This window comes from Patescibacteria group bacterium (genome assembly GCA_041649475.1).
Classification (GTDB): Bacteria; Patescibacteriota; Patescibacteriia; order Magasanikbacterales; family GWA2-37-8; genus JBAZNA01.
Map to the genome: position 1 here is coordinate 189,861 of JBAZNA010000001.1, position 25,570 is coordinate 215,430.

Here is a 25,570-nt window from a genome sequence, read left to right on the forward strand (position 1 = left end):
TCGATTCCTTTACCTTTAACCGGGTGGGGGGATCGTAAAAATACAAGGAGTCCCCCATGCCCACCAACCACGAATTTTTCAACATTGACCTGAAGTGGGACGCTGACCCGGAGAAGAACGAGCGCATACCACTGGGGCACAAGTGCCCCTACCAAGGAGAGATCGCGAATATCATCCTTTGGGAGGGTGTGGTGCGGGTCCGGATTGAAGGCAACAAGGTCCACCTGACGGTCAGGTTGGCCTGTCTGGAGAAGATGGACTACATCGACCCCAAATCCCTCAAGCGGATCGAAGACCTGATCGACAAACGTCGTCAGGAAGAGCAGGCGGCGTGACCCCCGCAACTGGTTCAAAGCAGGACTCCCTACCCCGTCTATCAAGGCGGGGTGTTATTTTACAATTTTTTCCACCAGTTCAGTCACATTTTTTACCCCCGCGATTTTTAGTCCGGTAATTTTTGGTGAAGTTTTTGATAATGGGATAACGGCAAAATCAAATCCCATTTTTTTAATTTCATTCAGTCGTTTTTCTGTTTGTGAAACCGGTCGTACCTCTCCGCCCAGACCAACTTCTCCAAACGAGGCAATATTATTGGGCAGGGTTTTATTTTTTAATCCGGATGCCAAGGCCAAAATCACGGCCAGGTCAGCTGCCGGTTCGCTGGCTTCCAAGCCGCCGACCACATTTAAGAAAACATCATATGACTCCAGTGGCAAGCCGGCGCGTTTTGACAGCACTCCGATTAAAACCTGCAGGCGGTTTAAATCAAAACCCGAAGCGCGGCGCTGCGGATAACCAAAATTGGTTTTTGAAACCAAGGCCTGCACTTCCACCAAAACCGGACGACTGCCTTCAATCAAACAAGTGACAGTTGTGCCGGGCACGGACTCGCCCCGGCCGGATAAAAACGCTTCAGAAGGATTTTTAACTTCTGTTAGACCCTTGGCCTCCATAGAAAATACGCCAATTTCATCGGTTGAGCCAAATCGGTTTTTTGCGGCCCGCAGTAATCTAAAGATATGATATTTGTCGCCTTCAAGATATAAAACCACATCAACCAAGTGTTCCAAGGTTTTTGGGCCGGCCACATTTCCATCTTTGGTCACTTGTCCGACCAGAACGATTATTGTGCCGGTGGATTTTGCCAGTTCCATTAATTTTACGGTGCAGGCCCGCACCTGATTTATATTTCCGGCCTCACCCTCCACTTCGCCGGAGTAAATTGTTTGCACAGAATCAATAATAGCCAGGGGAGCGGAAGATTTTTGAATTGTGGCCATTATACTTTCAATGTGGGTGGCATTGGCCAACTTGAGAGATTGAGATTGGACAGCCAGGCGGTCGGCCCGAAGTTTTATTTGTTCAACCGATTCTTCGCCGGAGATATATAAAGTATTTGAAATTATAGAGGCCAACTGCAAAGCCAAGGTGGACTTGCCAATGCCGGGTTCACCGCCGAGCAAAATTACCGAACCGGGCACCAAGCCGCCGCCCAAGACCCTGTCCAGTTCATCAATATTAGTTTTTGTCCGCTCAACTTTTTTACCGTCAATTTTATCCAGGCCAACTGTTTCCAAAGCCGGGTATTTGGTTTCGGATTTGGCGGCGTGTTTTGGGTCAACACTCTTTGGCGTTTCAGCCACCGTTCCCCACTTGCCGCATTCCAAACAACGCCCAACCCATTTGGTGTATTGAGCGTCGCAGTTGGAACAAATAAAAATATTCTGGGGTTTACTCATATTTACTGACTTTGTGTCTCATCTGCCGGAGCCACTGTTTCCGCATCAGGAGTGTCAAATTGTTTTGATTGTTGCGCTTTGCAGGATTGAAAAGCTGCCCATGCTCTGGGAACGCCGGCAGCTTGTGAAATATCTTGACCGCTGTTTGCTCTAACATTACCGCAACCGGCGGCATAAGCCCAAAATGCGGCCTGAATTTTTTTATCACCATCAGTATAACCTTTTTTTACCGCACAATCCAAGTTGCTTTTAAAAAGGTTGGCTGAGAAGATTGCAGCCGCGTCAACGGTTAAAAGTTGGGGTATAGTGAAACATTGTCCAAATTTACTTATACCTCTTTGGCCACCACAATAGGAGTCACCTCTTAAAGTAGCTTGACCCAGCCCAAAGCCGTGAGAAAATCTCCAATCCAATCCATAATCAGGCGGAGCGTTTGGATCAAATTTGTCGTCATTTTTTATTAGATTTCCATTACTGTCCTTTGTGTTATTCATTGTCTTGCTAAAATCACTTTTTGAACTGGCTGGGGGTGCAAAGGTATTAGTACTATTACATACCCCGGTTTTTACACAAGAGTATTTCTTACCGCTCAAAAGAAAATCTCTTCTGGACCAGACAAGCGCTGTAATTTTTGGATAGTTTTCATCATGTCCGATTGCTGCCGGGTTGCCACCTGATTCTTTACCAATGATTGTTATCATGTAACACGGATCATCAAGACCGACTTGCTTGGTTACTGCGATAGCTTTTTGTAAAATAGACCCTTGTGGCAGTTTAGTCTGGCCGGTTACTTTTTGATAGTCGCCGTCTGAAATAAAAACCAAGTTTTCTAAAACTAAGGGTTGTACTACTTGTACTTTCAGTGCTTTAAATTGTACTAAATCCGGATTCACGGTTGATAATATAAAAAACGATCCCCAGGCAATGGCCAAGCCGACAAATGCCTGCAGGATTTTGTTATAGGCATCTTTTTGCGCTTCGCCGCCGGCCGAGGTTATAATTCTTACTCCTTGAACAATTATCATCACCACCGCGATGATGCTTACAATTCCGATTCCAAATTTGTAAATTGCTGAAATATATTCGGCTATCCAAGGGATATATAAATATCCCTGGCTATCAACACTGTTTATTTTTGAAAAATCCAATCCGGGGATGCTGATTTTGAGCAAATCTTTAGGCAATTCAGTAATCATCTTACTTTTTAAATCATCCGAGATTTGGGTGGTTTGCGGGGCAGTGGTTGAAGCCATGATTCCGGTTTGACAGGCCGGGACTTGGGGACAGCTTTTCATCACTGTTTGTTGTCCGGGTCCGTTGCAGTTGGAAATATCATCCTGGCAAGTTGCTCCGCCTCCACCCAAAGTAATGCAACAAGCGCCGGATCCGACAATATCCGGGTTGGTGTTGCAGACAGCGGGCATTGATGCCGAACAAATGGCCTGATAAGTTGGTCCGTATGGCGTGCACGATGACTGATCCGGTGTTGGCGGAAAAGGCATTATACATCTTTTTGACACTTCGGTTTGAGCGGGGTCAAAACAAGTCACAGACAGGCCGCTCGTGCAGTTAGCGGCCATGGCCCCGCTGACAGGCAGCAAAAGCAGAGTAACAAAAGATATAAGAAACAATTTTATTTTCATAGACCAAGATTTGTGTCGCTGGTTGTGTTATCCGTTGTTGGTTGTGCTTCAGGTTTTTGGATTGCCTGATTTAAAAGCTGGGCCACATCAATGTCGGCATTTACCAAAACAGCCCGGTTGTTTATATAAACCGCGGGCAGGTCTTTAATCCCCAGTTGGCCGGCTAAATCAACCGATGTTTGTACCTTGTTTTTGATTTCATCCGAATTGGTGCAATCCCACCAGGTGGTGACGTTGAGCCCAAGTCCTTCCGCAATTTTGCGAAGTCCCGCTTCATCAAGATGGCTCGTATTTTGCATGGCAATATTTATAAATTCAAAAAATTTACCTTGTTTGCCGGCACACTGGGCGGCTTGGTGTGCTAAAACATCGCCGCTAAATAAAACATTGGATCGCGGTGCGTCTTTCCAAACCATCTGAATGTCTAAAGGATGCTTGGACACAAAGTCATGAATCGCGTAATAGGTCTTTTGGCATTTTGAGCAACTAATGTCCGCAAATTCAATTACCGTAACCGGCGCCCCCGGATTGCCGTATTGCGGATCAGTGCTGTCAATGGGGATATTAAAAGAATTGTCGGATATTAAAGGCACGGTACTGCGGGTGATGGTTATTTGGCTGGTTTTGTTAAGGGCGACAAAAAATAAAACCACAATCAGCGCGGTGGCGAACAAAAGGAGAAAAACAGTTTTAGTGTGATGCATAATAATTACAGTTTAGTTTGAAAGATTCCCGATTGGTTTAGATCGGTGAACTCAACCGCGTTTTGCGCTTGGTTGTAGGAGATATTATTGATGTTGTAGTCGCCATTTAAGGGGATAATTGTTTTTAGTCCGGTTTTTAGATCAATTTTATATAAGTCATCTACAGAATCGTTGGCGATTTCTCTGGCCATGGCCGCGCCTTGAGGCAAATCCCTGGGCACCGCGCAATACAATGTGGTGTCATTAGAAAAGGTGCACTTGTCAGCCCAGGTATCAAGACCCAGCATCTTGCGGTTGTTGCCGATGTTGTTGCCTGATGAGTCAACCACCCATAATTCCGGCTTATAATCACTGCGGGAGCTGTAGACACTGTAAATCAATTTGTCGCCGGTGGTTGACCATTGCGGCTGAAAACCCAAACCCTCCACAGTCAGTGATTTAAAATTTTCTCCGTTTAAACCGATAAGCAAAACTTCTCTTCTTTCCGATCCGAGCGGTTCGCCGGTTTGCGAAAAGGCCACCACTTGTTTATTGGGCGACCAGTCAACCGTCACCTGGTCGGCATTGTCTCCCATCGGTTCAATTATCCTGGCGCCGGTGGCGTCAACATTGGTGGTTATTAAAAATTGATTATCCGGAGAGAGACCCAAGCTCTTGGCCGCGATCTGGGTGCCGTCCGGAGAGAAAGAAAATTCCTGCCAATGGTTGGGCAGAGAAGTTTGTTTTTGATTGGCAAAATCATAGACAATTTTTGAACCGTCAGGGTATTCTATTACCGCCGAGTCCTTGCTGTTCGCCCAAGTTACTTTTTGGGCATTATAAAAAACAGAATCAGACATGGATTTAATACTGCCGTCAGCCGCGACTTTATAAAATTTTCCGTCAGCGGCGTTATAGTATCTGAAATTACCCGCCTGATTTAAGGATGGATTGGTGACGTAGGTGTCGGTTATTTGTTTAACGGCCTGCGGTTGATACAGGCCCGGTCCGGTTGGCGTAATGACCCCGCCGGAGGGCAGGACTCCGACCGGCTGGCCGGCTCCGCCGGTAGTTGTGGCCGGCCTGTTTCCGGCAGAGGGGAGTTGTCCCCCTGACGGCAATTGTGGGTATTGCCCGGCTGGCTGGGTTGGGGCGCCGGTTCTGGTGAACATGTAATAAAGTCCGTAGGCAATTCCTCCGGCTACAACCAAGAGGAGCACTATCAGTAGAACCTTTTTTAGGGTGGGGGACATATTTAGCAAAAATTTAAAAAATATTTATTTTTTAATTGGACTGACAGCCGCCGGGCCAAAATTGTCTTTGAGCGCGCCGTCAATATAGGGTTTGATTTTTGGGTAGATAAATGAGCACAGCGGAATGGCAAATACGGCTGAAATAACAAAAGCCAACAACGAGCCGATAATTGGAATCCAAAATAAAAGTAAGTTTACAAATAAGCCGATTAACCAGGTTGTTACTAAAAATTGTTCAATTATTGATTTTTCTCCAAAACAAAATCTGATTCCCTTTATAATCCACTTAATTCCCGTGAGCAGAGCCGTGCCAATGCCGCTCTTGCCGATTAAGGCCGCGGCCGCGCTGCCGAGTTCTTCTTTTTTGTGTTCGCCGGCCGTATTTTGGGAGGCCTGGCGCCTCTGCATTCGTGAAGATGCCATTTGGTTGGCGACATCCTCTTCGTTTTCTGTTTCTGTATCCAAAAACTCCGAGGACTCTGGCGTTTCCGTTCTTTGTGGCATCTGCGGCAGGGGAGAATTTTGACTATCATTAAGACGCCTAAGACGCTCACCTTCAAGTTGTCCGGCGATGGCTTCTTCAGCCATAGTTTTACTTTATTATGAGCCGTTCTCCTTCTAAGGCAAGCTGATATTTGCTTTTCATCTTGCCGTTTAAGATGACTTCGGAAATGAGATCCTCAACTTTTCCTCTCACTTCCTGGCGCACATCGCGGGCGCTGGAGTGCTTTTCGGGAAGCTGTTTAACGAGCCATTCCATTATTTCCGGCTCGGTTTTAATCACCGTATGGTAATTTTTCAGCCGCTCATTGAGCTGTGAAATTTCCAATTGGGCGATTTTGGCCAAGTCATTATGGTTCAGGTTATTGAAGATGCAAACCTGGTCAAGCCGATTTATCAGTTCGGGCGAGAAAAACTCTTTCAGTTTTTCTTTAATCCGTTTTTGATTTTGCTGTTCCAAATTTGCACTATCTTGGCCAAAGCCGATCTTGGCCTTTCTGGCTTCCTCGGCTCCCAGCGAAGTGGTTAGTATTATTATAGCATGTTTTAAGGAAATTTTCTTGCCCACCGCATCGGTGATTTCGCCGTTTTCCAGCATTTGCAAAAGTAGTTTTGCCACATCGTGGTGGGCTTTGTCAATTTCATCAAGCAAAACGACGCAATAAGGGTTTAATTTTATTTTATCCGTGAATTGGTTGCTTTCTTTATAACCGACATATCCGGCCGGAGAGCCGAGCAGTTTGGAGACGCTGAAACCCTCGTTAAATTCGCTCATGTTCAAATGAACCAGCGAATTTTGATTGGGGTATAATATTTTAGCCAGGGTTTTGGCGAGTTCGGTTTTGCCCACGCCGCTTTCACCGACAAACATAAAAGATGCCAGAGGGCGTTGGGGATCGGATAGTTGAAGCTGGGCTTGTCTGATTAGTTTGCTGGTTTTATTAATTACTTCTTCCTGACCGACAATAAAGTTTTTTATATTTTCTTCCAGATTGTTTAATCGCCCTCTTTCGTTTGAGAGCAGGGCGCCGACCGGTGCGTCAATAATTTTGGCCAATTGTTTGATGATGTCTTCTTTGGTCAGGGATACAAACGGTCCGGCAGTTTTCTTTTTGCCGGATAATTTTGCAATTTCAATTTTTAATTTGCTTTCCTTATCTTTTAATTTTACGGCCTGCTCAAAATGATCGGCGGTGGCGGCTTCTTCTTTGGCGGAAACGGTTTGTTCAAGTTTTTGTTTTAAATTCCAAAGTTTTGTTTCCCAAGGACTTTGTTTTGTTTTTAGGCGTTTGGCCGCGGCGGTTTCATCCAGCAAATCAAGCGCTTTGTCGGGCAAGAATTTGTTGGTCATATATTTATCGGCCAGTTTGGCCGCCGCTTCAATGGCTTCGCCCGTAATTTTCAAGTGGTGATAATTTTCGTAATTGGTTTTTATGCCGTTTAAAATTTTTATGGTGTCGCCAACGCTTGATTCTTTGATATAAATTGGTTGAAACCGACGCTCCAGGGCGGCATCGCTTTCAATGTACTTTTTAAATTCCGCGGGGGTGGTGGCGCCAATGCATCGCAGTTGTCCGCGTGCCAAAACCGGTTTTAAAATATTTGACGCGTCCAGTGTGCCTTGGTTGGAGCCGGCTCCGACAATATTATGCAGTTCATCAATAAACAGTATGATGTCAGGATTGTTGGCCACGTCTTCAATTATTTGCCGCAGTCGCGCTTCAAATTCACCGCGATAGGTCGTGCCGGCAATTAGCAGTCCCATATCCAGGGCGTATATCTTTTTGCCCCGCAAAATATCCGGTACGTCGCCGGAGACGATTTTTTTAGCCAAACCTTCCACAATGGCGGTCTTGCCAACGCCCGGATCGCCTAAAAGCACCGGATTGTTTTTAGTGCGTCGGCAGATTATTTGAATCATTCTTTCAATTTCGGTCTCGCGACCGATAACCGGGTCAATGTTTGTTTGAATTTCCGGACTGGTCAGGTTGGCGGCAAAAAAATCCAGGGCTGATTCCTTTTTTTTGCCTTTTTTTGATAATTGGGAAAGATTGTTAAGTCCAAGCGGTTCTTCGCCCAAACTCAAACTGTCTTGCAACTTATCAATCATTTCCGGTACGTCATTTATCTGCGGAAACCCCGCAACATTATTCATGACCGTTTCCAACTGGCTTTGCAGATCTTCTGTTTTTAAACTGTGATGCTGGAAAAATTTATCCAGCCACTCATCTTGCGTGGCCAAAAGGGCGGATAATAGATGTTCGGTGCCAATATAGTTGTGGCCATTTTCCTGGGCGATCAGCATGGCTTTCTCTAAAGCCATTTTTGAAGACAAAGAAAAAGGAGATAAGCTGATTTGGTCTGTTTCCGGACTGTTTGTGGTTGGGTCTTGCGGTACGCTCTCGTCATAACTTAACATGGCCCGTTCAATTTTTTTGGAATCAACCTTATATTTGACGAGCAGTTCATTGGCCACTGAGCCCTTTTGCAAAGAAATCGCAAAAAACAGATGCATCGGCTCAACTGATGTGTTTTTGAGTTCGGTGGCGAGACGAATGCTTCTGATTAAGACCTCGCGCAAATGGGTGGAAAATCTATCTATGATATTCATAATAGTTGCTTTCATTTATATTGTATAATATAATGATTTTAGCTTAATTTGTCAAAAAAATAACGCTATGATAACAATATCTCCAGGAATTTTTAAAGCATACGATATCAGGGGGGTTTATGAAGTGGAATTGGATGAGGATTTGGCTTACCGGGTGGGCAAGGCGTTTGCGGAATTTATTAAGAAAGATGCCGGTAAAAACGACTTAACAGTCGCGGTCGGGCAAGATATGAGAATTTCTTCGCCGACCTTGTTTGAAGCGGTGGTAAAAGGCATAACCGAACAGGGTGTTAATGTGGTGGATATTGGTTTGGTTTCCACGCCGACTTTTTATTTTGGCGTCAGCTTCTACGGTTATGACGGCGGTTTGCAGGTTTCGGCTTCGCACAATCCGGCAAAGTATAATGGTTTTAAAATGGTGCGGGCCAGGGCGGTGCCCATCAGCGGGGAAACCGGAATAATGGAAATCCGGGATATGGCGATTAAAAATGAGTTTGTCGCGGCGCCGGAAAAGGGAAATGTGACAAAGCGCGAAGGTGTTTTGGAGGAGCAAATAAAATTTGCTTTGCAGTATGTTGATCTCCAAAAAATAAAACCGTTTAAAATTGTCATTGACACGGCCAACGGCATGGGTGGGCCGATGATGGAAGAATTATTTAAACATTTGCCGTGTAAATTGGAAAAATTATATTTTGAATTGGATGGAACCTTCCCCAATCACGAGGCCGATCCGTTAAAAGAAGAAAACATGAAGGACTTGCAGAAGCGAGTACTTGAAACCAAAGCGGATTTGGGAATTTCTTTAGATGGCGACGCGGACAGATTATTTTTTGTTGATGATAAGGGCGTAACCATTGAGCCGGCCATGGTGCGCGGAATTTTGGCCAAGATATTTTTGCGGGATAATCCGGGCGCGAAGATTTGCTATGACATCCGACCGGGAAAAATTACCATTGATATGATTGAAGAGGGCGGGGGCGTGCCGATTGTCACCCGCGTCGGTCATTCTTTGATCAAAGAAAAAATGGCCGAGGTCGGTTCGGTATTCGCCGGGGAGTCATCCGGGCATTTCTTTTTGAAAATGCCGCACGGAATTTTTGAAGCGCCGGAAATTATGATTTTAAAGATTTTACAGGAGTTGTCGGAGAGTGGCCAGAGTTTTAGCGAGTACACCGCGCCCCTGTATAAGTATTTTCATTCCGGTGAAATTAATTTTGAAGTGAAAGACAAACAAGCGGTGTTTGATAAGTTGCGGGAAAAATACGGAGCGAATTTGCAGTATGATTTTGACGGTTTGTCATTCCAGTGGCCGGAGTGGTGGTTTAATGTTCGGGCAAGTAACACAGAGAATAAAATGCGTTTGAATTTGGAAGCGACTAGTGAAGAGATTATGAAAGAGAAAGTTATGGAAGTAAGTGGACTTATTAAATTTTAATTTATTTATATTTAATTTTTAGAATATGGCGTATGCAGAAAAAAATTTAATAGATAAATTACAAGATGAGATTAGGAATAAGAAGGATAAACAAATGGAGGGGTTACGCAGGGCTTTTGAAATTTCTTTTTGGAAATATTGGGATGATCATAGTGAATATCCTAATCTTAATAATGACCAGGATGTTAATCTTTATCTTGAGGGCCGTCCAGATTTAAAAGCTGCTGTTTTTAAACTGGATTTGGTTTTGCCTAGAGTGAAAGAAATTGCTTTTGAAATTCTTGAGAATTTAAGGAAAACAGGGGTAAGAAAAGGTGCGAAGAAGAAATAAGAGTTAAACAATTTCTAAAAATATTTTTAGTGGCCATACCCACTGTTTCACTGTGGTGGGCAACTCCAACAACTTCGTAAAGTTTGCCTTTGTAGCGCTCGTATTTGCCTAATTTTAGCATAAATATTTACGCCATCCCTCTTAATTTTTTGATTCTGTCTTCAATCGGCGGATGAGTGGAGAAAAGATTGGAAACTTTTTTACCGCTAAACGGGCTTGCCAGAAATAAATGGGCAGTGGCCTGATTGGCGTGTGCCAATGGTTGATTTTCAGCCGCAATTTTTTCCAAAGCCCGAGCCAAACCTTCGGGATAGCGGGTGAGCAATGATCCGGAAGCATCAGCCAAATACTCTCGCCGGCGGGAAATAGCCAATTTTATCAGTTCGGCAATAATTGGAGATAAGATCGCCAAGATAATTCCCACCACCATAAAGATAATGCCGAGATCTCCGCCTTCGCGGTTGTTGTTTCTTCTCGGCAGCCAACGGCTTCGTAAAAAAATATTTGATAAAATCGCAATTGCTCCCACCATCACCGCCACCAAAGTCATGAAGCGAATGTCATAGTTCTTAACGTGGGAAAGTTCATGAGCGATTACGCCTTCCAATTCTACGCTTTCTAATTTTTCAATCGCGCCGCGGGTGATGGCAATGGTGGCCATGTCCGGTTTGCGGCCCGTGGCAAAAGCGTTGATGGCAGGATCTTCCATTATGTATACCTTTGGCACCGGCAAACCGGCAGTGATGCATAAATTTTCAACCAGATGATACACATATGGATTTTCATCATGTTCAATCGGGTGGGCGCCGTTTGTCCAAAGCGCAATTTTGTCGCCCTGGAAATATGAAATCGCCGTCATGCCCAGAGAAAAAATAATCGCAAAGAAAACACCGCCATAACTTCCGGAACCGGAGGCCTGATCAAACACAAACCCCAAAGCAATGATGACCACAATAAAAATCATCATCAAAATTATGGATTTTCGTTTGTTGGAATCTATCTCGTTATACATTTTATGTGTGGCCAGCTAGAATTTCACTTGCACGTTTTCCTTTTCCGCCGCATCCGCCTGGAAGAAATCGTATTTTTTGAAATTCATCATGCCGGCAAAAATATTTGTCGGGAAGACCTGAATTTGGGTGTTGAAGTCGCGCACGTTGCCGTTGTAGAAGCGGCGGGAGGCCTGAATTTTATTTTCCGTATCGCTAATTTCACCTTGTAATTGCAAGAAATTCTGATTGGCTTTTAAGTCCGGGTAATTTTCACTGACGGCAAACAAGGTTTTTAAGGTGCCTGATAATTGATTTTCCGCTTGTTCGCGTTCAGCCATTGAACCGCCTTTGGCCGACATAGCCGCGGTTCTGGCTTCAGTTAATTGAACCAAAGTGTCGTGTTCATGGGTCATGTAGCCCTTTACCGTTTCCACTAAATTCGGAATCAAGTCATAGCGGCGTTTCAATTGGACGTCAATATCGCTAAAGGCCTCATCCACGCGGTTTTTTGACTTAATTAAACCGTTGTATATGGCTATAATCCAAAAAACGATCACGGCCACTATTGCCAAAATTACCCAAAGCATATGATTAAGATTAAAATTAAGTTATATTTTCTGCCCGCAGGGCAGCTATTGGCTTTTTCGTGAGTTTATTATATGATATAGCAATAAAATAAGCAAGATTTTCTCTTTATTGTATGATTACCCTATTAATCTTTTTGGCCATCTTGGCAATTTTGGTTTTATCCCATGAATTTGGGCATTTTGTTGCCGCGCGCCGAAGCGGGATGAAGGTTTATGAGTTTGGTTTTGGCTTTCCGCCAAGGTTATTTGGCATCCAACTGCTCAAAAGCAGAAAACCGGCTAAAATTGGTGAAATTCAAGAAACAGATATAAAAATTGAAGATATAAAAACAGCGGACGGCCAGGAGGTTGTGACCGAAACAGTGACGACAGACACTAAGACAATAGTTCAAACCACGAAAAAGTGGCGTTTTATTTGGTGGAATAAGGATGTTGTACCTGAAGAAGGAGACAGCACGCTGGAACATGGCACGGTTTATTCTTTTAATCTGATTCCCCTGGGCGGTTTTGTGCGTATCAAAGGTGAAGAAGGCGACGAAACAGGTCCGGATAGTTTTAATACGCAAAAAACTTGGAAAAAGGCCATCACGCTGGTTGCCGGCGTGGCCATGAATGTGGTTTTAGCCGCGATTTTGCTTTCAATCGGGTTTATGACCGGCATACCGCAAGCGGTTGATGATTCTACGGTTGGAGTGAGAAACAGGCACGTGGAAATCGTCCAGGTTTTGCCGGGCAAGCCGGCCGAGCTGGCTGGTTTAAAAGCCGGCGATGAATTTTTAAAAATTGATAATATAAATTCTCCCAGTTCAAAACAATTGCAGGATTATTTAAATGCCAATAAAGATAAAAATATTAATGTCGTTGTAAACCGGAATGGCCAGCTTATTACAAAAGATATTCATCCAATTATTTATCCGGATACGGGCAAGGCGGGTTTGGGTGTGTCCATAGTTGATGTCGGCGTGGTTGGTTATCCGTGGTATAAAGCCATATATTATGGAATAATAACCACCGGATTTTATTTGAAAGAAATCGTGTTGGCGTTTTACGGTTTGATTAAAGGGCTCTTTGTCGGCGCGCCGGTGGGTGATGCTGTTTCCGGGCCGGTGGGCATTGCGGTTATGACCGGGCAAGTGGCTAAACTTGGTTTTGCTTATTTGTTAAATTTTACCGCCTTATTATCATTGAATTTGGCAATCATAAATATTTTGCCGATCCCGGCTTTAGATGGCGGTCGGTTGTTATTTCTGGTAATCAATAAATTTAAACGCAAGCAAATTAATCCCAAGCATGAACAGTTGGCGCATACCATCGGTTTTGCCCTGTTGATGCTTCTGGTGGTGGTGGTGACGGTAAAAGACATCGGCGCGTTTAGCGGTTCAATCGTGAACTTCTTTAAAAATTTATTTTAATTTTAAATATGCAATCTAAACTGCAGAAATTAAAAACCGAAGCCCTGCTGGCGATAAAATCCGCAAAAGATAAATTGGAAGTTGAGGCCTTGGAACAGAAATTATTCGGCCGCAAGGGCGGAGAGATGACGGATATCTTGAAAGGCATAAAAGATTTGAGCGAAGATGCAAAAAAAGAAATCGGGCAATTGGCCAATGAAGTGAAAAAAGAAATTGAAAACGCGCTGGCCGCAAAAAAACAAGAGGTTTTGTCAAAAAGTTTTGCCGGCGCCTTGGAAAAAGAGCGAGTGGATTTAACCCAGCCGGCTTTGCCGCATCAAGAACGCGGGCATCTTCATCCGGTGTCAGTAATTCAAAATCAGTTGGAGGATTTATTTGCGTCAATGGGTTTTATGGTTTTAGACGGTTCGGAATTGGAAAGCGATTATTATAATTTTTCAGCGGTAAATATTCCGGAAGATCATCCGGCGCGCGACATGCAGGATACTTTTTATATTAAAAACCATCCGGATTGGGTGATGCGAACCCACACTTCTTCAATGCAGGTGCGGGGAATGCAAAAATACGGCGCGCCGCTTCGGGCGATTATTCCGGGCAAGTGTTACCGGAATGAAGCCACCGATGTCAGGCATGAACACACCTTTTATCAAATGGAGGGGTATGTTGTTGATAAAAATATCAACTTCGGGCACATGAAAGCGGTTTTGGAAACCGTGGCCAAAAATTTGTACGGCGCGGAAACCCAGGTTCGGCTGCGGCCGAAGTTTTATCCGTTTGTGGAGCCGGGCGTCAACGGCGAAGTGACTTGTTTTTTGTGTCATGGCAACGGTTGCCGGTTGTGTAAAAACAGCGGCTGGCTGGAGATTTTTGGCGCCGGTATGATTCACCCCAATGTTTTAAAAGAAGCCAATATTGATTCGAAAATTTATTCCGGTTTTGCTTTTGGCTTTGGTCTCACCCGTTTGGTGATGCTTAAATACGGCATTGAAGACATCCGCCTGCTCCAAAGCGGGGAGATGAAATTTTTAGAACAATTTTAACTTTCTTTCACACAGAATATGCTTATCTCTTTTAACTGGTTAAAAAAATACGTCAAGTTACCTGATTCGGTTAGTGCCGAGGATGTAGCTGAAAAATTAAAGCAAAGCACGGTGGAAATTGAAAAAGTGGCCAGTCGCGCCAAGGATTTGGAAAATATTGTAGTTGGAAAAGTTGTGTCTTGCGATAAACATCCGAATGCCGATAAATTACAGGTTTGCAAAGTCAGCGTCGGCAATGAAGAAGTGGAAGTTGTTTGCGGAGGCAGTAATGTGAAAGAAGGAATGCTGGTGGCGCTGGCAAAAGTTGGCGCCAAAGTGCGCTGGCATGGAGCCGGGGAGTTGGTTGAGCTTGCGCCAACAGAGATTCGCGGCGTGAAATCATTCGGGATGATTTGCGCGTCAACTGAAATCGGTCTGGCTGACATGTTTCCTTTAAAAAGCGAAAAAGAAATTTTGGATTTGAGCGGCGTGAAAGCAAAGCCGGGCGCGCCTTTAAACAAAGCGTTGGGTTTGGATGATGCGGTTTTAGAAATTGATAATAAATCTTTGAGCAACCGGCCCGATCTGTGGGGGCATTACGGCCTGGCGCGTGAAGTGGCCGCGTTATATAAAAAGGATTTAAAAGCATACGAGGTCAAGAAAATAAAATCGGGCAAGGGCCTGAAAGTGAAAGTAGAAATTGAAGATAAAAAGTTGTGTCCGCGGTATATGGCCGTGGCCGTCTCGGGAATTAAGGTGAAAGAGTCCCCGGAGTGGCTAAAGAAAAGTTTGTTAGCAGTGGGCCTGCGACCAATAAACAACATCGTTGATATCACCAATTATGTGATGATGGATTTGGGTCAGCCCATGCATGCGTTTGATGCCAAGGTTTTATCTGGCGATAAGAAACAGGCCGCGATTGTGGTGCGGCGTGCGAAAGACGGCGAAGAATTCGTTACTTTGGATGAACAGAAAAGAAAATTGGATTCGTCAATGCTTATGATTGCCAATCCGGAAAAATCGTTGGCCATTGCCGGCGTAATGGGCGGGATGGAAAGCGGAATTAATGCCGGTACTGATACTATAATTTTTGAATCCGCCAATTTTGATGCTTCATCAATAAGAAAAACGTCTACTAAATTGGGTTTGCGCACTGATTCATCGGCTCGTTTTGAAAAAAGTTTGGATCCGAATTTGTGCGTGTCGGCTTTAAGCAAAGCCGTCCAATTGGCGCTGGAATTAAATCCCGGCGCCGGTGTAGGCGGTAATATTGCCGATGAAGCAAATTTTCATCTTAGCACGGGTCCAATAGGATTTGGCCTGGAATATTTGAAGAAAATTGCCGGAGTGGAAATTTCCAAAAAAGAAGCGGTAAGCATTTTAGAACGATTGGGTTTTGCGGTCACCGGTAAAGGCGATGAAATGAAAGTAAAAATTCCCAGCTGGCGCGCCACCAAAGACATCTCTCTTCCCGAGGACTTGGTTGAAGAAATTGTGCGTATTTATGGCTATGAAAATATATTGTCTGCGATGCCGACGTTTCCGATAAACCCGCCGGAAGAAAACAAAGTGCGTAAACTGGAAAGACAAATTAGGGATTTGCTGGTAAAAGAAATGTCATATACGGATATGTATAATTATTCTTTTGTCAGTCCGCAGATGATTGCCAAAATGAATGATGATGTTAAAAAATATATTGAACTTGATAATCCAATTTCGCAGGAACGGCCGTATGTGCGCCGGCATTTAATCACTAACCTGTTGGAAAATATTTTAAAAAATATTGATAATCATCCCACTTTGCGTTTATTTGAAATCGGTAAAACCTTTATAAGTGAAAAGCCGGGGCAAAGAACAATGGCCAACAATGACGATCTGCTTCCGCGCCAGGACACCTGGCTGACAAGTGTGTTTGTGGAAAAGAAAAATGCGGCGCCGTTTTGGCAGGCACGCCGGGTAGTGGAAAATATTCTGGGCGATTTGGGGCAAAATTTTGAAGTGAAGGTGCCGAAAGAAATTTATCCGTGGCAGCATAAAGCGCGCGTGGCCAGAGTAATGGTTGCCGGAGAAGATGTGGGTTCGGTTTATGAACTTAATCCGGCCGCGGGAGCCAACTTAGGTTTAGAGTGGAGCGTGGGCGTGGCGGCGTTAAACATTGATAAGCTGGCAATGCTGCCTGTGTCTGACAAAAAATATAAACCACTGTCAGAATATCCGGCCATAGAACGGGATTTGGCGATTTTGGTGAAAAAAGAAGTTTCACACGGTGAAATTATTTCAGCCCTGGCGCACACTGATCCGATTTTAGCATCTGTGGATCTGTTTGACGTCTATGAAGGAGAGAACATCGGCGCCGGTTACAAAAGCATGGCTTATCATTTTGTCTATCGCGACCTTAAGCGAACCCTTACGGCCGGAGAGGTTGAAAAAGTGCACAGTAAAATTTTAAAAATTCTTCAGGAAAAATTTAAAGCGAGCGTGAGATAGTAAAAAATTTGTTGCATCTTTAAATTTGTGCTATAATATCTTCAGATTATTTTTATTTTTAATTTAAGGAGCGGTATGATAGAAACTTCCAAAGATATTTTATACCTGGTCATCGCGTTTTGTGTTTTGTGGCTGACGGTTTTTCTCTGCTGGACGTTTTTCTACGTGGTGAAAATTTTAAAGAACACCAACCGGGTGGTTGAAGAATTTCGCTCGCGCCTGCAACTGCTAACTGAAACCATAAATTATGTGCGCGGCAAGGTGGAAAGCATTCATGCTTTGATTGGTTTAGCCGGCGGCAATGTAGCCAATGCCGTAAAAAATATCGTGAGCAAGAAAGCCAAAGAATGGGTTGATAGCGGTTCTAAAAAAATGAATACTTCAGCTAAAGACGCGGTGGACTTTGCGGTAAAAGCGACTGCAAAGGGCATGAGCAAGGTAGCAAAGAAGATTAGAAGATAAAATAAATTTAAACAAGAGAGCCCACCCGGGCTCTTTTAAGTTGCCTCCTATCTTGACAAAAAAATATTTTTAGTGTATTCTTGGTGATTATTCCTTAGGTAAGGAAGCCCGGACCATTCCGGTTCGGGTATGATGATAGAGGAAGGAGAAAAAAGATGGGAATGCGCGCGAAGGACTGGGAGGCGGCCCAGGCCGTTTTCTTGAAAGAGGCCGGTGCCGACCCTGACCCCGACGATTCGTGGACCGTAGTTCGGTCGCCGAGTTTGCAGGAGCTTCTGCTGGCAAAGGAGCAGGAGTTCCCGGTTGAGCTCGAGCTCTCCGACGGCCGCAAGATGACCGTGTTCGTCGAGGATATCAAGGACCCCGACGCGCACGGCGAAGTGGAGGTGTACGTAATGTACGTCGCCAACGGCAACCGGCGCCGGCGGTACCTGCACTTCACCCCCGACGTCTACGAGCCCAGGGTCAACGTCTACCCCGAGCCCAAGGAATCCGTGGGCTGACCCCACTTCCTCCCTCGTCTCACGCCCAAGCATCTGCTTGGGCCTTTTTTTGTTGATTTTGTTATGGCTTTCGGGTAAGATACGAGCACTATGCCCGACTTTGTTCACCTCCATGTCCACAGCCATTATTCGCTTTTAGATGGCCTGCCAAAAATTGACGAGCTAGTTAAGCATGCCAAAAGTTTGGGCATGACTGCCCTTGCCCTCACCGATCATGGTAATATGTATGGCGCCATTGAGTTTTATGAGCGGTGTCAGAAAGAGGGAATAAAACCGATCATCGGCATGGAGGCATACTTGGCTCCGGGCAGTCGTTTTGATAAAAATCAAAATGACAAGTATTATCATCTGGTGTTGTTGGCTTTGGATTATACCGGTTATAGAAATTTGATGAAGCTGGCTTCGCTGGCTCATCTGGAGGGGTTCTATTACAAACCCCGTGTTGATAAAGAACTTCTAAAACAATATCATGAAGGTTTGGTTGCTTCATCTGCCTGTTTTGGCGGCGAGATTCCTTGGATTTTGCGCAAAGAAGATAATTTTGAGAAAGCCAAAAAAGTGGCGTTGGAATACGAAGAAATTTTTGGCAAAGGAAATTTTTATCTGGAACTGCAGGACTTGCCGGGTTTGGAAGGTCAGATGGAGATGAATACAAAATTAATTAAGCTTTCCCAAGATACTGGCGTCCCGCTTATTGTCACCCGTGACGTGCATTATTTGAAACCGGAGGACGCCGAAGCCCAGGATATTTTAACCTGCATCCGCGACGGCCGGACTTTGGATGAACCCAATCGCCAGACCATGAATGCGGTTGATTGTTCAATGGCTAGCGTCAAAGAAATCGCCGGCCGCTTTAAACATATTCCTGAAGCATTGGAGAACACGGTTAAGATTGCCGAAAGAGCGAATCTGGTTTTAGAACTTAATAAATGGCATTTTCCGCCTCTTGAGCTTCCGGTCGGGCAGACCGCCGACAGTTATTTGCGCGAGCAGGTTTATGAAAGATTGCCGAAGCTGTTGCAGATAACCGAGGAGGTGAAAAAAAGAGTTGACTATGAGTTGGAAATTATCGCCAAAAAAGGTTATTCTCCGTATTTTTTAACAGTTGCCGATTATGTGCAGTATGCGCGCGACCACGGCATTGCCGAAACGACCAGGGGCTCGGCTGCTGGTTCAATCGTTTCTTACGCTATAGGAATCGTCACTGTTAATCCGCTGTATTTCAAATTGCCGTTTGAAAGATTTTTAAATCCATTCCGTCCCAGCCCGCCGGATATTGACGCGGACTTCGCCGACGACCGCCGCGACGACATGATTGCTTATGTCACGCAAAAATATGGTGCGGACAAAGTGGCGCAGATTATTACCTTCGGAACGATGATGGCGCGCGGAGCGGTGCGCGATGTGGGCCGAGCGCTGGGCTATACCTATTCTTTTTGCGATCAGATTTCAAAAATGATTCCTTTTGGCGCGCAGGGTTTTCACATGAATATTGCCAAAGCCATGGAGCTGGAGCCGGATTTAAAAAAATTATACGATCAAAATCCGCAAGCCCACCGTTTATTGGATTTGGCGCAAAAAGTGGAGGGCTGCGCCCGACACACTTCCATACACGCGGCCGGAGTGGTGATTTCACCGACGCCGCTTACGGATTTTACTCCGGTTCAGCGCGAAACCGGCGGTGAGAGAATTACCACTCAATATGAAATGCACGCGGTGGAGGCGGCTGGAGTTTTGAAAATGGACTTTTTGGGGATCCGCAATTTATCTATTTTGGGTCATGCCGTGGAAATTATAGAAAAAACAACCGGCCAGAAAATTGATATCTACAAATTGCCCTGGGATGACAAAAAAACCTATGAAATGCTGGCGCGCGGTGAAACTATCGGTGTGTTCCAGCTTTCCGGATCTGGCATGACCAGATATTTGAAAGAATTAAAGCCGGCCAGCATCTTTGATATTATGGCCATGGTGGCACTGTTTCGCCCCGGGCCAATGGAATCAATTCCCGAATATATAAAAAGAAAAAATCATCCGGAACTGATTGAATATCTTGATCCGCGCATGGAAAATTATCTTGATCAGTCCCTGGGCTTGATTGTTTATCAGGACGACGTTTTGCTTACGGCTATAAATTTGGCCGGATACAATTGGGAGGAAGCGGATAAATTCAGAAAAGCGATGGGCAAGAAAATTCCGGAAGAAATGGCCAAGCAGAAAGAGAAATTTTTTAAGGGCTGCCGTGAATTCGGGCATTTGTCCGAAGCAAAAATCAACACCCTGTGGGAACGCATTGAGCCGTTTGCCGCTTATGGTTTTAACAAGGCCCATGCCTGCAGTTATGGAGTTGTGGCCTATCAGACCGCCTATCTGAAAGCTAATTTTCCGGTGCAGTATATGACCGCGATTTTGATTGCGGAAAGCGGCGACATTGATAAAGTGCCGGAAATTATTCATGAGTGCGAGAGAATCGGCATAAAGGTCTTACCGCCCGATGTTAATGAAAGTTTTAAAAATTTCGCCATGATTTCGCCGGAAGACGGATCCGAGCCGCACATTAGGTTCGGTTTAAACGGCATAAAAAATCTGGGCGAGCATATTGCCGAAGTGATTTACCGCGAACGCAAAGAACATGGCACGTATAAAGACCTGCAGGATTTGCTCACGCGTGTAAATGATAAGGATTTAAACAAAAAGTCCCTGGAAAGTTTGGCTAAATGTGGCGCGCTTGATTGTTTTGGCCATGACCGGGGATTGCTTTTGGCCAACACGGACAACCTTTTGGGTTTTGTCAGGCAGATGCATGAGAAAACCCAATCAAACCAGAATTCGCTTTTTTCAGGCACAACGATTGATTTGTCCGCCAAAGTTCAGCTTAATCCGGCGCCCCTGGCCGATGAAGCCGACAAGCTGATTTGGGAAAAAGAATTGCTGGGACTCTTCGTCACTTCCCATCCATTTAAGTATTTTGAAAAAATTATGAACGGCGTGCTGACACCGATTAAGGACTTGCCCAATCAGCCGCGCAACAGCCGGGTGGTGGTGGGCGGATTTATTGATTCCACCAAGAAAAAAATTACCAGAAGCGGCAAGGCGATGATGTTCGCCAAAATTCAGGATCTAAGCGGTGGGTTGGAACTTTTGATTTTCCCGCGCACCTTTGAAACCACCAAAGATGTTTGGCAAGAAGGAAAACCGGTTTGCGTGGTGGGCAAGACATCAGAAGAAGAAGGGGATGACAAACTGTTTGTGGACCGGGCGTATATTTTAACCAAAGAAAACGCGGCTACGCTGGCCATGCAAATGAATATCAATCAGGGTGCGCCGTCTTTGCGCCAGTATGCGCCGAATTTTGTCAGTCCGGAAGAAGAGGGCTTTGAAGTTGTGGTCAGCCCGGCCAAGATAAAAACCGAATCAGATAATATTAAAAAAATTCTAGGGAGGTATCCGGGCGATAAGGTGGTGTATATAAAAGTGGGGAATAAAAAAATAAAAAGCGGCTACCGGGTGGACGGCTGCACAGAGTTGAAAGAAGAACTTAAACAATTTTCCAATTAGGGTCGGCCTTAAGGTTCCGCCAATTTGTAAAATCTTCTTTAAGGGTATGATAATATCCGGCCACGGCAATCATGGCCGCGTTGTCCATGCAGTATTTTAAGTCCGGATATTTTATGTTGCTGCCGGAAAGTGCATCGGCGAAGGTTTCCCGCAGTTTTAAATTTGCGCTCACGCCGCCGCCAACCACGATTGTCTTCGGCCGGAATTCTTGCACCGCTTTGACGGTTTTAGAAACCAAAACATCAACAATGGCCTGTTCCAAACTGGCGCAAAAATCTTCCAGTGTAATTTTTTTATTGATTTTATGATCTCTTAACCAATAAAGAGCCGAGGTTTTCAGTCCGGCAAAACTAAAATTATAATTATCATCATTTATCATCGGCCGCGGAAATTTTATCGCCTGCGGATTTCCGTTTTTTCCCAGTTTAGAAATTTGCGGACCGCCCGGATAGGGGAGATCAACCAGCTTGGCCACCTTATCAAAACATTCTCCGGCTGCGTCGTCACGGGTCGCGCCCAGTAGTTTATATTGCCTGGGTTTTTTTATTAAAATTAATTCGGTATGGCCGCCGCTCACCACCAAACACAAAGCTGGAAATTCTATCTTGGAGTCGGCCGCGATCTCCGTAGAATAAATATGGCCTTCAATATGATTTACTGCCACCACCGGAATTTTTAAAGCGTACGATAAAGTTCTGGCCGCTTCCACGCCTACCAATAATCCGGTAATCAGCCCGGGTCCGGCCGTGACCGCAATCGCATCCGGCTGGGGCTGGTTTTCCAAAATGAGTTCAATCAGCGGCGTAATTTTTTCCGCATGCGCCCGGCCGGCGATTTCCGGCACCACCCCGCCGTATTTTTTGTGAATGTCAATTTGCGAAGCGGTTTTTTCCGATACCACAACGCAACCTTGGCTTGAACAATTGAGCAAGGCCACCGAAGTATCGTCACAGGAACTTTCTATACCAAGAATAAGCATATTTTTCGCAATACCGAATTTCCTATTTAGAAACTCGGTATTACGGAGGAAGACGTGTGTCTTCCTCGACTCCTTATGTCTCCTTATGGCCAGTTGAGTTCCGCCGGCATAGGCCAATCACTGGCGTCGAAACTCACGAATCCCGGCGTCCATTTGAACTTGGACGCTTCTCCCGGACCAGAAGTGCCCGTGAGCTCGTGAATTTTTTTAGAACTGAGCACCTTGAGCGGCGACATCTCTTTCGGCTCCGGGCTATCGATAGTGGCCTGGAGAGAATAACCAATCCCTTTCGTGGGATTGTAGAGGAGAAGTTGCGTGGCGACTTTTGCCCGTTTGTGCTCAAGGCAGTCCCACACCATCTTCAAGAGCGGCTTCTCCACTACGACCACAGGTTCATTATCCTCTGCAGTCAGAGCTGGGAATACACCCATCAGTCCGTGTTCGATCAGCAGTAGGTAACCGTACCGAAGCTGCCATCCGCTCAGATCCTTTTCGAAGATGCTTCCCAGCGCCGGTCCTTGTTTGCTCATGGTTTCCTCCAAGATCGAGATCGTTTTCCCGAGTGTCAGGGGAGGGAGTCGGACCCTCGACCTTAGGGTTATGAATCCTACGCTCTTACCAACTGAGCTACCCTGACATTACCGAAAGTATACAAAAAAAAATGGCTTTAGTCAATGTTGATTTTGGCTCTGTTCTGTGATAGTGTAAATTCAATAATTTTGTGATTATGTTGGAAAAAAGGCCTTATGAAAACTCAATACCGCTTGTCGGCCAGAATCGGCCGTCTTTTGCTGTGGAAAAAGTTGTTTTGGGGCAGAAAAGAGAAGCCAGGGAGTGTTTGAGACGCTGTTATGAATATCGCGACAGCAAGGGTGAATTTATCGCCCAGGGGTTGGTTGATGTAAATGCCAAACCGTTTCCTATTGAATCGCCGGATCCAAAGCTTGGATTTTACAACGGCTGGAAGCTGGAGTCCTTTATTATTATATCCAAAGAAGGAAAAAAGCGTGACGTATTAAAAAATTTAAACAAAGACGGCCAGCCGCTGCCGGATATAGTCATAGACGATTTGGTGGAGCAATGTGGGTATATCAATGAACCAAAAAAGATGATAGTCGTGCCGCCGCTTAAGTCCGCCAAAGAAATTGAAGAGTTGGTGCATGAAAATATGCACGCACAACAGGATAATAACAGCCATTTTAAACCACTTTTGGATTTGTATGAATGGTCGGAGATGGATGCCGGTGCGCTTGGCGAGGCGGAAGTGGAAAAACGGTTGCGTGAAATTTTGCGGGCGGTTTCCCATTTTGGCGAAGCAAAAAAGTTTGCCAAGCAATTGAAGGATGATGTTACTTTTTTTGAAGGCGCACTGCGGTCTGGCAAAGTGCCGGCCTCTGAAGTGCCAAAGATGATGGAAGAGCGGGTCAAACGGATACAAAAAATGTTTTCTTTACCAATGCAGATATGTGAGATAGACGCCGAAGACGGGGGATTAAAAGGGTTGGAAGAAATTAAAGAAACCATAGGCGCTGATTTTTTGGCGCCGTTTATCTGGACACCGTCAGTGATTGCCGACACCCCGCACTCCAGAGCGCTGGACGCGGAAGAAGAAAACCGCTTTGAGGTGTTGGGAACATCTGATTTATACGAGCAAAAGAAAAAATTTGAGCACGGCAAGCCGTCAGTCACCAGTGTGCCGGCGATTGTCAAAATGTATCTTGAATCCGTGGGCGCTTTGCCGGCGCCATGGGAAAAAGGTTGACTTTCACCGAATTTTCTGGTATCATAATGCCGCACTATGGCCCCATCGTCTAGTGGTTAGGACATCTCGCTTTCAATGAGAAAACACGGGTCCGATTCCCGTTGGGGCTACCAATACAAAAGATTCCGGAGAACCGGAATCTTTTGTTACGGGCGATGGCTAGAGGCCGAGCTTTGTTTTACAAGTTTTCGTAATAGCTTCTTTTGTCACACCGTATTTTGCCGCAAGCATATACCAATAATTATACAATCTTTGGGCATTTAACATGGCTACAAAAATATTATGGGAACGAACGTCGGCCGATTGGGCCAGCTCCAGCATTTTTTGACACTCTCCGGTTGTCACTGTCCCGCCCAGATTAAACGGTTCATCAATTCTCATCATGACAAGTGCCTGACATTCCGCTCCTTCCACCAAGTTAATGCTAAGGGCCAGTTTGTCCTTTGTAACTACCATGATATTACCCGACAACGCTATCTTGTAACCGTGTTTTTTAAAGGCGTTTTCCAGTTTCGCTGTTGTCGGTTTGATTTTGACAACATACATTAGGGCATCTCCGACCTGATCGCCTTGTCCGATATTGGCGGAAAAAATTATTTCACCGCCGGCTTCGCTGTAAATTGATTTTAATTCTTTGGCCAACCCATTGGGAACCTCTGCTTCTGTGGCTGAATTGCACATATCCCCGGAATCTTTGTTATCATCCGGCGGTTCCGTCGCAGTGCTGTTCGGAGACTGTTGGTTGACAGCCGGCGGGTAAATGTTCTCCTGCTTTGAATTTTGAGCGGGACTTTTATTAATACATCCGGCGCCGGTTAAAATCAAAATACTGCCTAAAACAAACGCAATACCAAGAATTTTTTTGTTCATATTTGAAATTAGTGCATTAATAAATTTAGCAAGGAAAATTTTTGGCTGATATAATTATATCATTTTATGTTAAGAATAACAAAAATCGTCTACAAACCAAACTCCACCCATAAGGTGGAGTTTGTGATATAATACAAATATCAATAATTTAATTTTTTATTCTTAACAAACACTATGACCAAACATCAAGGCGTCTCAAGCGGAATCTACGGCCTGGCATTCATCGGCGCTCTTATTTATTATATCCAACACGCCACCACATTCTGGATGGGCGTGCTGGGATTTTTGAAGGCCCTGGTTTGGCCGGCATTTTTGATTTATAAATTGTTGGAATTTTTACACATGTAAATATAAAGATCCTGTTGCTTCGCAAGCAGGATCTCTTTTTCTCCTTTCACATTATCCTTTCACAGGACCACTTCTTCGTAGTAGTCGGCCCGCTCGTGGCTAGCGTAGGGGCTTGATTTGGCATCCTTGAGCGCAGCTGCGGCGAACGGTTCGTCTATGGTGACCTCGGCAACGTTCTCGCACTTGGCGATCAACAGCTGACAACCATCACAGCCGAATCCGGTCACGGTTGCCAGAACCAGCGCCTCCTTGATCTTCGGTACCCGGCCCTCTTTGCGGATGGCTTCGGCCACATCGGCCGCGTTTTCTCCACCGCAGTCGGTCCAGAACTTGAAAACAACCTCATCACCCTTGCGCACACTAACGAGTCCGGTTTTTCCGTGCATATCACCCCT

General features: G+C 45.1%; 23 protein-coding genes and 2 tRNA genes. 12 read left to right on the plus strand and 13 right to left on the minus strand.

The genetic code is table 11. From position 1 onward, the window contains the following. The first annotated feature begins 56 nt into the window (after positions 1–56). Positions 57–335, plus strand: a complete 279-nt coding sequence (locus tag WC526_00975) for a hypothetical protein (GenBank protein ID MFA5061702.1) — start codon at positions 57–59, stop codon at positions 333–335. A gap of 54 nt (positions 336–389) precedes the next feature. Here WC526_00975 and radA read toward each other — a convergent pair whose 3' ends face one another. From radA to WC526_01005, 6 genes are read right to left on the minus strand one after another with little or no spacing between them, the layout of a single operon-like run. Next, complete coding sequence (gene radA, locus WC526_00980; GenBank protein MFA5061703.1) at positions 390–1,739, minus strand: DNA repair protein RadA; 1,350 nt, start codon at positions 1,737–1,739, stop codon at positions 390–392. Positions 1,740–1,741: 2 nt separating this feature from the next. Next, positions 1,742–3,382, minus strand: coding sequence for a pilin (locus tag WC526_00985; GenBank protein ID MFA5061704.1), 1,641 nt, complete (start codon positions 3,380–3,382; stop codon positions 1,742–1,744). After that, complete coding sequence (locus WC526_00990) at positions 3,379–4,086, minus strand: thioredoxin domain-containing protein (protein MFA5061705.1); 708 nt, start codon at positions 4,084–4,086, stop codon at positions 3,379–3,381. Before WC526_00990 ends, WC526_00985 begins: the two co-directional genes overlap by 4 nt. Before the next feature lie 5 nt (positions 4,087–4,091). After that, positions 4,092–5,318 (minus strand): hypothetical protein, encoded by a 1,227-nt coding sequence (locus WC526_00995; GenBank protein ID MFA5061706.1) that lies wholly within the window; start codon positions 5,316–5,318, stop codon positions 4,092–4,094. Between the two features lie 24 nt (positions 5,319–5,342). Continuing rightward, entirely contained in the window at positions 5,343–5,906 is a 564-nt protein-coding gene (locus WC526_01000; protein ID MFA5061707.1) for a hypothetical protein, read from the minus strand. A 4-nt stretch (positions 5,907–5,910) separates the two neighbouring features. Further along, the gene (locus WC526_01005; GenBank protein ID MFA5061708.1) at positions 5,911–8,430 is read right to left on the minus strand and encodes an ATP-dependent Clp protease ATP-binding subunit; all 2,520 of its coding nucleotides are present in this window, start codon (positions 8,428–8,430) and stop codon (positions 5,911–5,913) included. A 67-nt stretch (positions 8,431–8,497) separates the two neighbouring features. On the opposite strand from WC526_01005, the gene WC526_01010 reads away from it, so the two are divergent. Together WC526_01010 and WC526_01015 are read left to right on the plus strand one after the other, a co-directional pair. Beyond that, positions 8,498–9,865 carry a phosphomannomutase/phosphoglucomutase gene (locus WC526_01010; protein MFA5061709.1) on the plus strand — a complete coding sequence of 456 codons (1,368 nt, stop codon included), beginning with the start codon at positions 8,498–8,500 and terminating at the stop codon, positions 9,863–9,865. Between the two features lie 25 nt (positions 9,866–9,890). Beyond that, positions 9,891–10,196: a hypothetical protein gene (locus tag WC526_01015; protein MFA5061710.1), complete on the plus strand. Its 306-nt coding sequence runs from the start codon at positions 9,891–9,893 to the stop codon at positions 10,194–10,196. Positions 10,197–10,323: 127 nt separating this feature from the next. Here WC526_01015 and WC526_01020 read toward each other — a convergent pair whose 3' ends face one another. Beyond that, positions 10,324–11,208: a M48 family metallopeptidase gene (locus WC526_01020; protein MFA5061711.1), complete on the minus strand. Its 885-nt coding sequence runs from the start codon at positions 11,206–11,208 to the stop codon at positions 10,324–10,326. A 15-nt stretch (positions 11,209–11,223) separates the two neighbouring features. After that, positions 11,224–11,775, minus strand: a complete 552-nt coding sequence (locus WC526_01025; GenBank protein ID MFA5061712.1) for a LemA family protein — start codon at positions 11,773–11,775, stop codon at positions 11,224–11,226. Between the two features lie 113 nt (positions 11,776–11,888). Between WC526_01025 and rseP the strand changes: the two genes are divergently transcribed. The 6 genes from rseP to WC526_01055 all read left to right on the plus strand — a co-directional run bounded on the left by rseP (position 11,889) and on the right by WC526_01055 (position 21,216). After that, the gene (gene rseP / locus WC526_01030; GenBank protein MFA5061713.1) at positions 11,889–13,187 is read left to right on the plus strand and encodes an RIP metalloprotease RseP; all 1,299 of its coding nucleotides are present in this window, start codon (positions 11,889–11,891) and stop codon (positions 13,185–13,187) included. 8 nt (positions 13,188–13,195) lie between these two features. After that, a complete protein-coding gene (pheS, locus tag WC526_01035; protein MFA5061714.1) occupies positions 13,196–14,227 on the plus strand; it encodes a phenylalanine--tRNA ligase subunit alpha in 1,032 nt (343 codons plus the stop codon). Between the two features lie 18 nt (positions 14,228–14,245). After that, complete coding sequence (gene pheT / locus WC526_01040) at positions 14,246–16,693, plus strand: phenylalanine--tRNA ligase subunit beta (GenBank protein ID MFA5061715.1); 2,448 nt, start codon at positions 14,246–14,248, stop codon at positions 16,691–16,693. Positions 16,694–16,768: 75 nt separating this feature from the next. Then, positions 16,769–17,155, plus strand: a complete 387-nt coding sequence (locus tag WC526_01045) for a hypothetical protein (protein ID MFA5061716.1) — start codon at positions 16,769–16,771, stop codon at positions 17,153–17,155. 155 nt (positions 17,156–17,310) lie between these two features. Next, the gene (locus WC526_01050; protein MFA5061717.1) at positions 17,311–17,658 is read left to right on the plus strand and encodes a hypothetical protein; all 348 of its coding nucleotides are present in this window, start codon (positions 17,311–17,313) and stop codon (positions 17,656–17,658) included. Between the two features lie 90 nt (positions 17,659–17,748). After that, entirely contained in the window at positions 17,749–21,216 is a 3,468-nt protein-coding gene (locus tag WC526_01055) for a DNA polymerase III subunit alpha (GenBank protein ID MFA5061718.1), read from the plus strand. Here the strand turns inward: WC526_01055 and tsaD are convergent. The 3 genes from tsaD to WC526_01070 all read right to left on the minus strand — a co-directional run bounded on the left by tsaD (position 21,197) and on the right by WC526_01070 (position 22,832). After that, complete coding sequence (gene tsaD / locus WC526_01060) at positions 21,197–22,195, minus strand: tRNA (adenosine(37)-N6)-threonylcarbamoyltransferase complex transferase subunit TsaD (protein ID MFA5061719.1); 999 nt, start codon at positions 22,193–22,195, stop codon at positions 21,197–21,199. The two genes, WC526_01055 and tsaD, sit on opposite strands and share 20 nt — an antisense overlap. Before the next feature lie 83 nt (positions 22,196–22,278). Next, positions 22,279–22,725 (minus strand): hypothetical protein, encoded by a 447-nt coding sequence (locus WC526_01065; protein MFA5061720.1) that lies wholly within the window; start codon positions 22,723–22,725, stop codon positions 22,279–22,281. Between the two features lie 33 nt (positions 22,726–22,758). Continuing rightward, positions 22,759–22,832: transfer RNA gene (locus WC526_01070), tRNA-Met, on the minus strand. A gap of 90 nt (positions 22,833–22,922) precedes the next feature. Here WC526_01070 and WC526_01075 point away from each other — a divergent pair. Beyond that, on the plus strand, positions 22,923–23,957 hold the full coding sequence (locus WC526_01075; GenBank protein ID MFA5061721.1) for a hypothetical protein: 1,035 nt from the start codon (positions 22,923–22,925) through the stop codon (positions 23,955–23,957). A gap of 38 nt (positions 23,958–23,995) precedes the next feature. After that, a tRNA-Glu gene (locus tag WC526_01080) sits at positions 23,996–24,070 on the plus strand. A 46-nt stretch (positions 24,071–24,116) separates the two neighbouring features. On the opposite strand, the gene WC526_01085 is transcribed toward WC526_01080, so the two are convergent. Continuing rightward, positions 24,117–24,827, minus strand: coding sequence for a hypothetical protein (locus WC526_01085; GenBank protein MFA5061722.1), 711 nt, complete (start codon positions 24,825–24,827; stop codon positions 24,117–24,119). Between the two features lie 174 nt (positions 24,828–25,001). Between WC526_01085 and WC526_01090 the strand changes: the two genes are divergently transcribed. Further along, positions 25,002–25,175, plus strand: a complete 174-nt coding sequence (locus WC526_01090) for a hypothetical protein (GenBank protein ID MFA5061723.1) — start codon at positions 25,002–25,004, stop codon at positions 25,173–25,175. 59 nt (positions 25,176–25,234) lie between these two features. On the opposite strand, the gene WC526_01095 is transcribed toward WC526_01090, so the two are convergent. Next, positions 25,235–25,561, minus strand: a complete 327-nt coding sequence (locus WC526_01095) for a hypothetical protein (protein MFA5061724.1) — start codon at positions 25,559–25,561, stop codon at positions 25,235–25,237. Positions 25,562–25,570: the final 9 nt, after the last annotated feature.

Coding starts and splice junctions, on each gene's coding strand:
- WC526_01000 (MFA5061707.1), bottom strand. CDS start 5,906: ATGGCTGAAGAAGCCATCGCCGGACAACTTGAAGGTGAGCGTCTTAGG.
- radA (MFA5061703.1), bottom strand. CDS start 1,739: ATGAGTAAACCCCAGAATATTTTTATTTGTTCCAACTGCGACGCTCAA.
- WC526_01050 (MFA5061717.1), top strand. CDS start 17,311: ATGGGAATGCGCGCGAAGGACTGGGAGGCGGCCCAGGCCGTTTTCTTG.
- WC526_01095 (MFA5061724.1), bottom strand. CDS start 25,561: ATGCACGGAAAAACCGGACTCGTTAGTGTGCGCAAGGGTGATGAGGTT.
- WC526_01065 (MFA5061720.1), bottom strand. CDS start 22,725: ATGAGCAAACAAGGACCGGCGCTGGGAAGCATCTTCGAAAAGGATCTG.
- pheT (MFA5061715.1), top strand. CDS start 14,246: ATGCTTATCTCTTTTAACTGGTTAAAAAAATACGTCAAGTTACCTGAT.
- WC526_01085 (MFA5061722.1), bottom strand. CDS start 24,827: ATGAACAAAAAAATTCTTGGTATTGCGTTTGTTTTAGGCAGTATTTTG.
- WC526_01025 (MFA5061712.1), bottom strand. CDS start 11,775: ATGCTTTGGGTAATTTTGGCAATAGTGGCCGTGATCGTTTTTTGGATT.
- WC526_01010 (MFA5061709.1), top strand. CDS start 8,498: ATGATAACAATATCTCCAGGAATTTTTAAAGCATACGATATCAGGGGG.
- WC526_01055 (MFA5061718.1), top strand. CDS start 17,749: ATGCCCGACTTTGTTCACCTCCATGTCCACAGCCATTATTCGCTTTTA.
- WC526_00995 (MFA5061706.1), bottom strand. CDS start 5,318: ATGTCCCCCACCCTAAAAAAGGTTCTACTGATAGTGCTCCTCTTGGTT.
- WC526_01090 (MFA5061723.1), top strand. CDS start 25,002: ATGACCAAACATCAAGGCGTCTCAAGCGGAATCTACGGCCTGGCATTC.
- WC526_00985 (MFA5061704.1), bottom strand. CDS start 3,382: ATGAAAATAAAATTGTTTCTTATATCTTTTGTTACTCTGCTTTTGCTG.
- rseP (MFA5061713.1), top strand. CDS start 11,889: ATGATTACCCTATTAATCTTTTTGGCCATCTTGGCAATTTTGGTTTTA.
- WC526_01020 (MFA5061711.1), bottom strand. CDS start 11,208: ATGTATAACGAGATAGATTCCAACAAACGAAAATCCATAATTTTGATG.
- pheS (MFA5061714.1), top strand. CDS start 13,196: ATGCAATCTAAACTGCAGAAATTAAAAACCGAAGCCCTGCTGGCGATA.
- WC526_01015 (MFA5061710.1), top strand. CDS start 9,891: ATGGCGTATGCAGAAAAAAATTTAATAGATAAATTACAAGATGAGATT.
- WC526_01045 (MFA5061716.1), top strand. CDS start 16,769: ATGATAGAAACTTCCAAAGATATTTTATACCTGGTCATCGCGTTTTGT.
- WC526_00990 (MFA5061705.1), bottom strand. CDS start 4,086: ATGCATCACACTAAAACTGTTTTTCTCCTTTTGTTCGCCACCGCGCTG.
- WC526_01075 (MFA5061721.1), top strand. CDS start 22,923: ATGTTGGAAAAAAGGCCTTATGAAAACTCAATACCGCTTGTCGGCCAG.
- tsaD (MFA5061719.1), bottom strand. CDS start 22,195: ATGCTTATTCTTGGTATAGAAAGTTCCTGTGACGATACTTCGGTGGCC.
- WC526_00975 (MFA5061702.1), top strand. CDS start 57: ATGCCCACCAACCACGAATTTTTCAACATTGACCTGAAGTGGGACGCT.
- WC526_01005 (MFA5061708.1), bottom strand. CDS start 8,430: ATGAATATCATAGATAGATTTTCCACCCATTTGCGCGAGGTCTTAATC.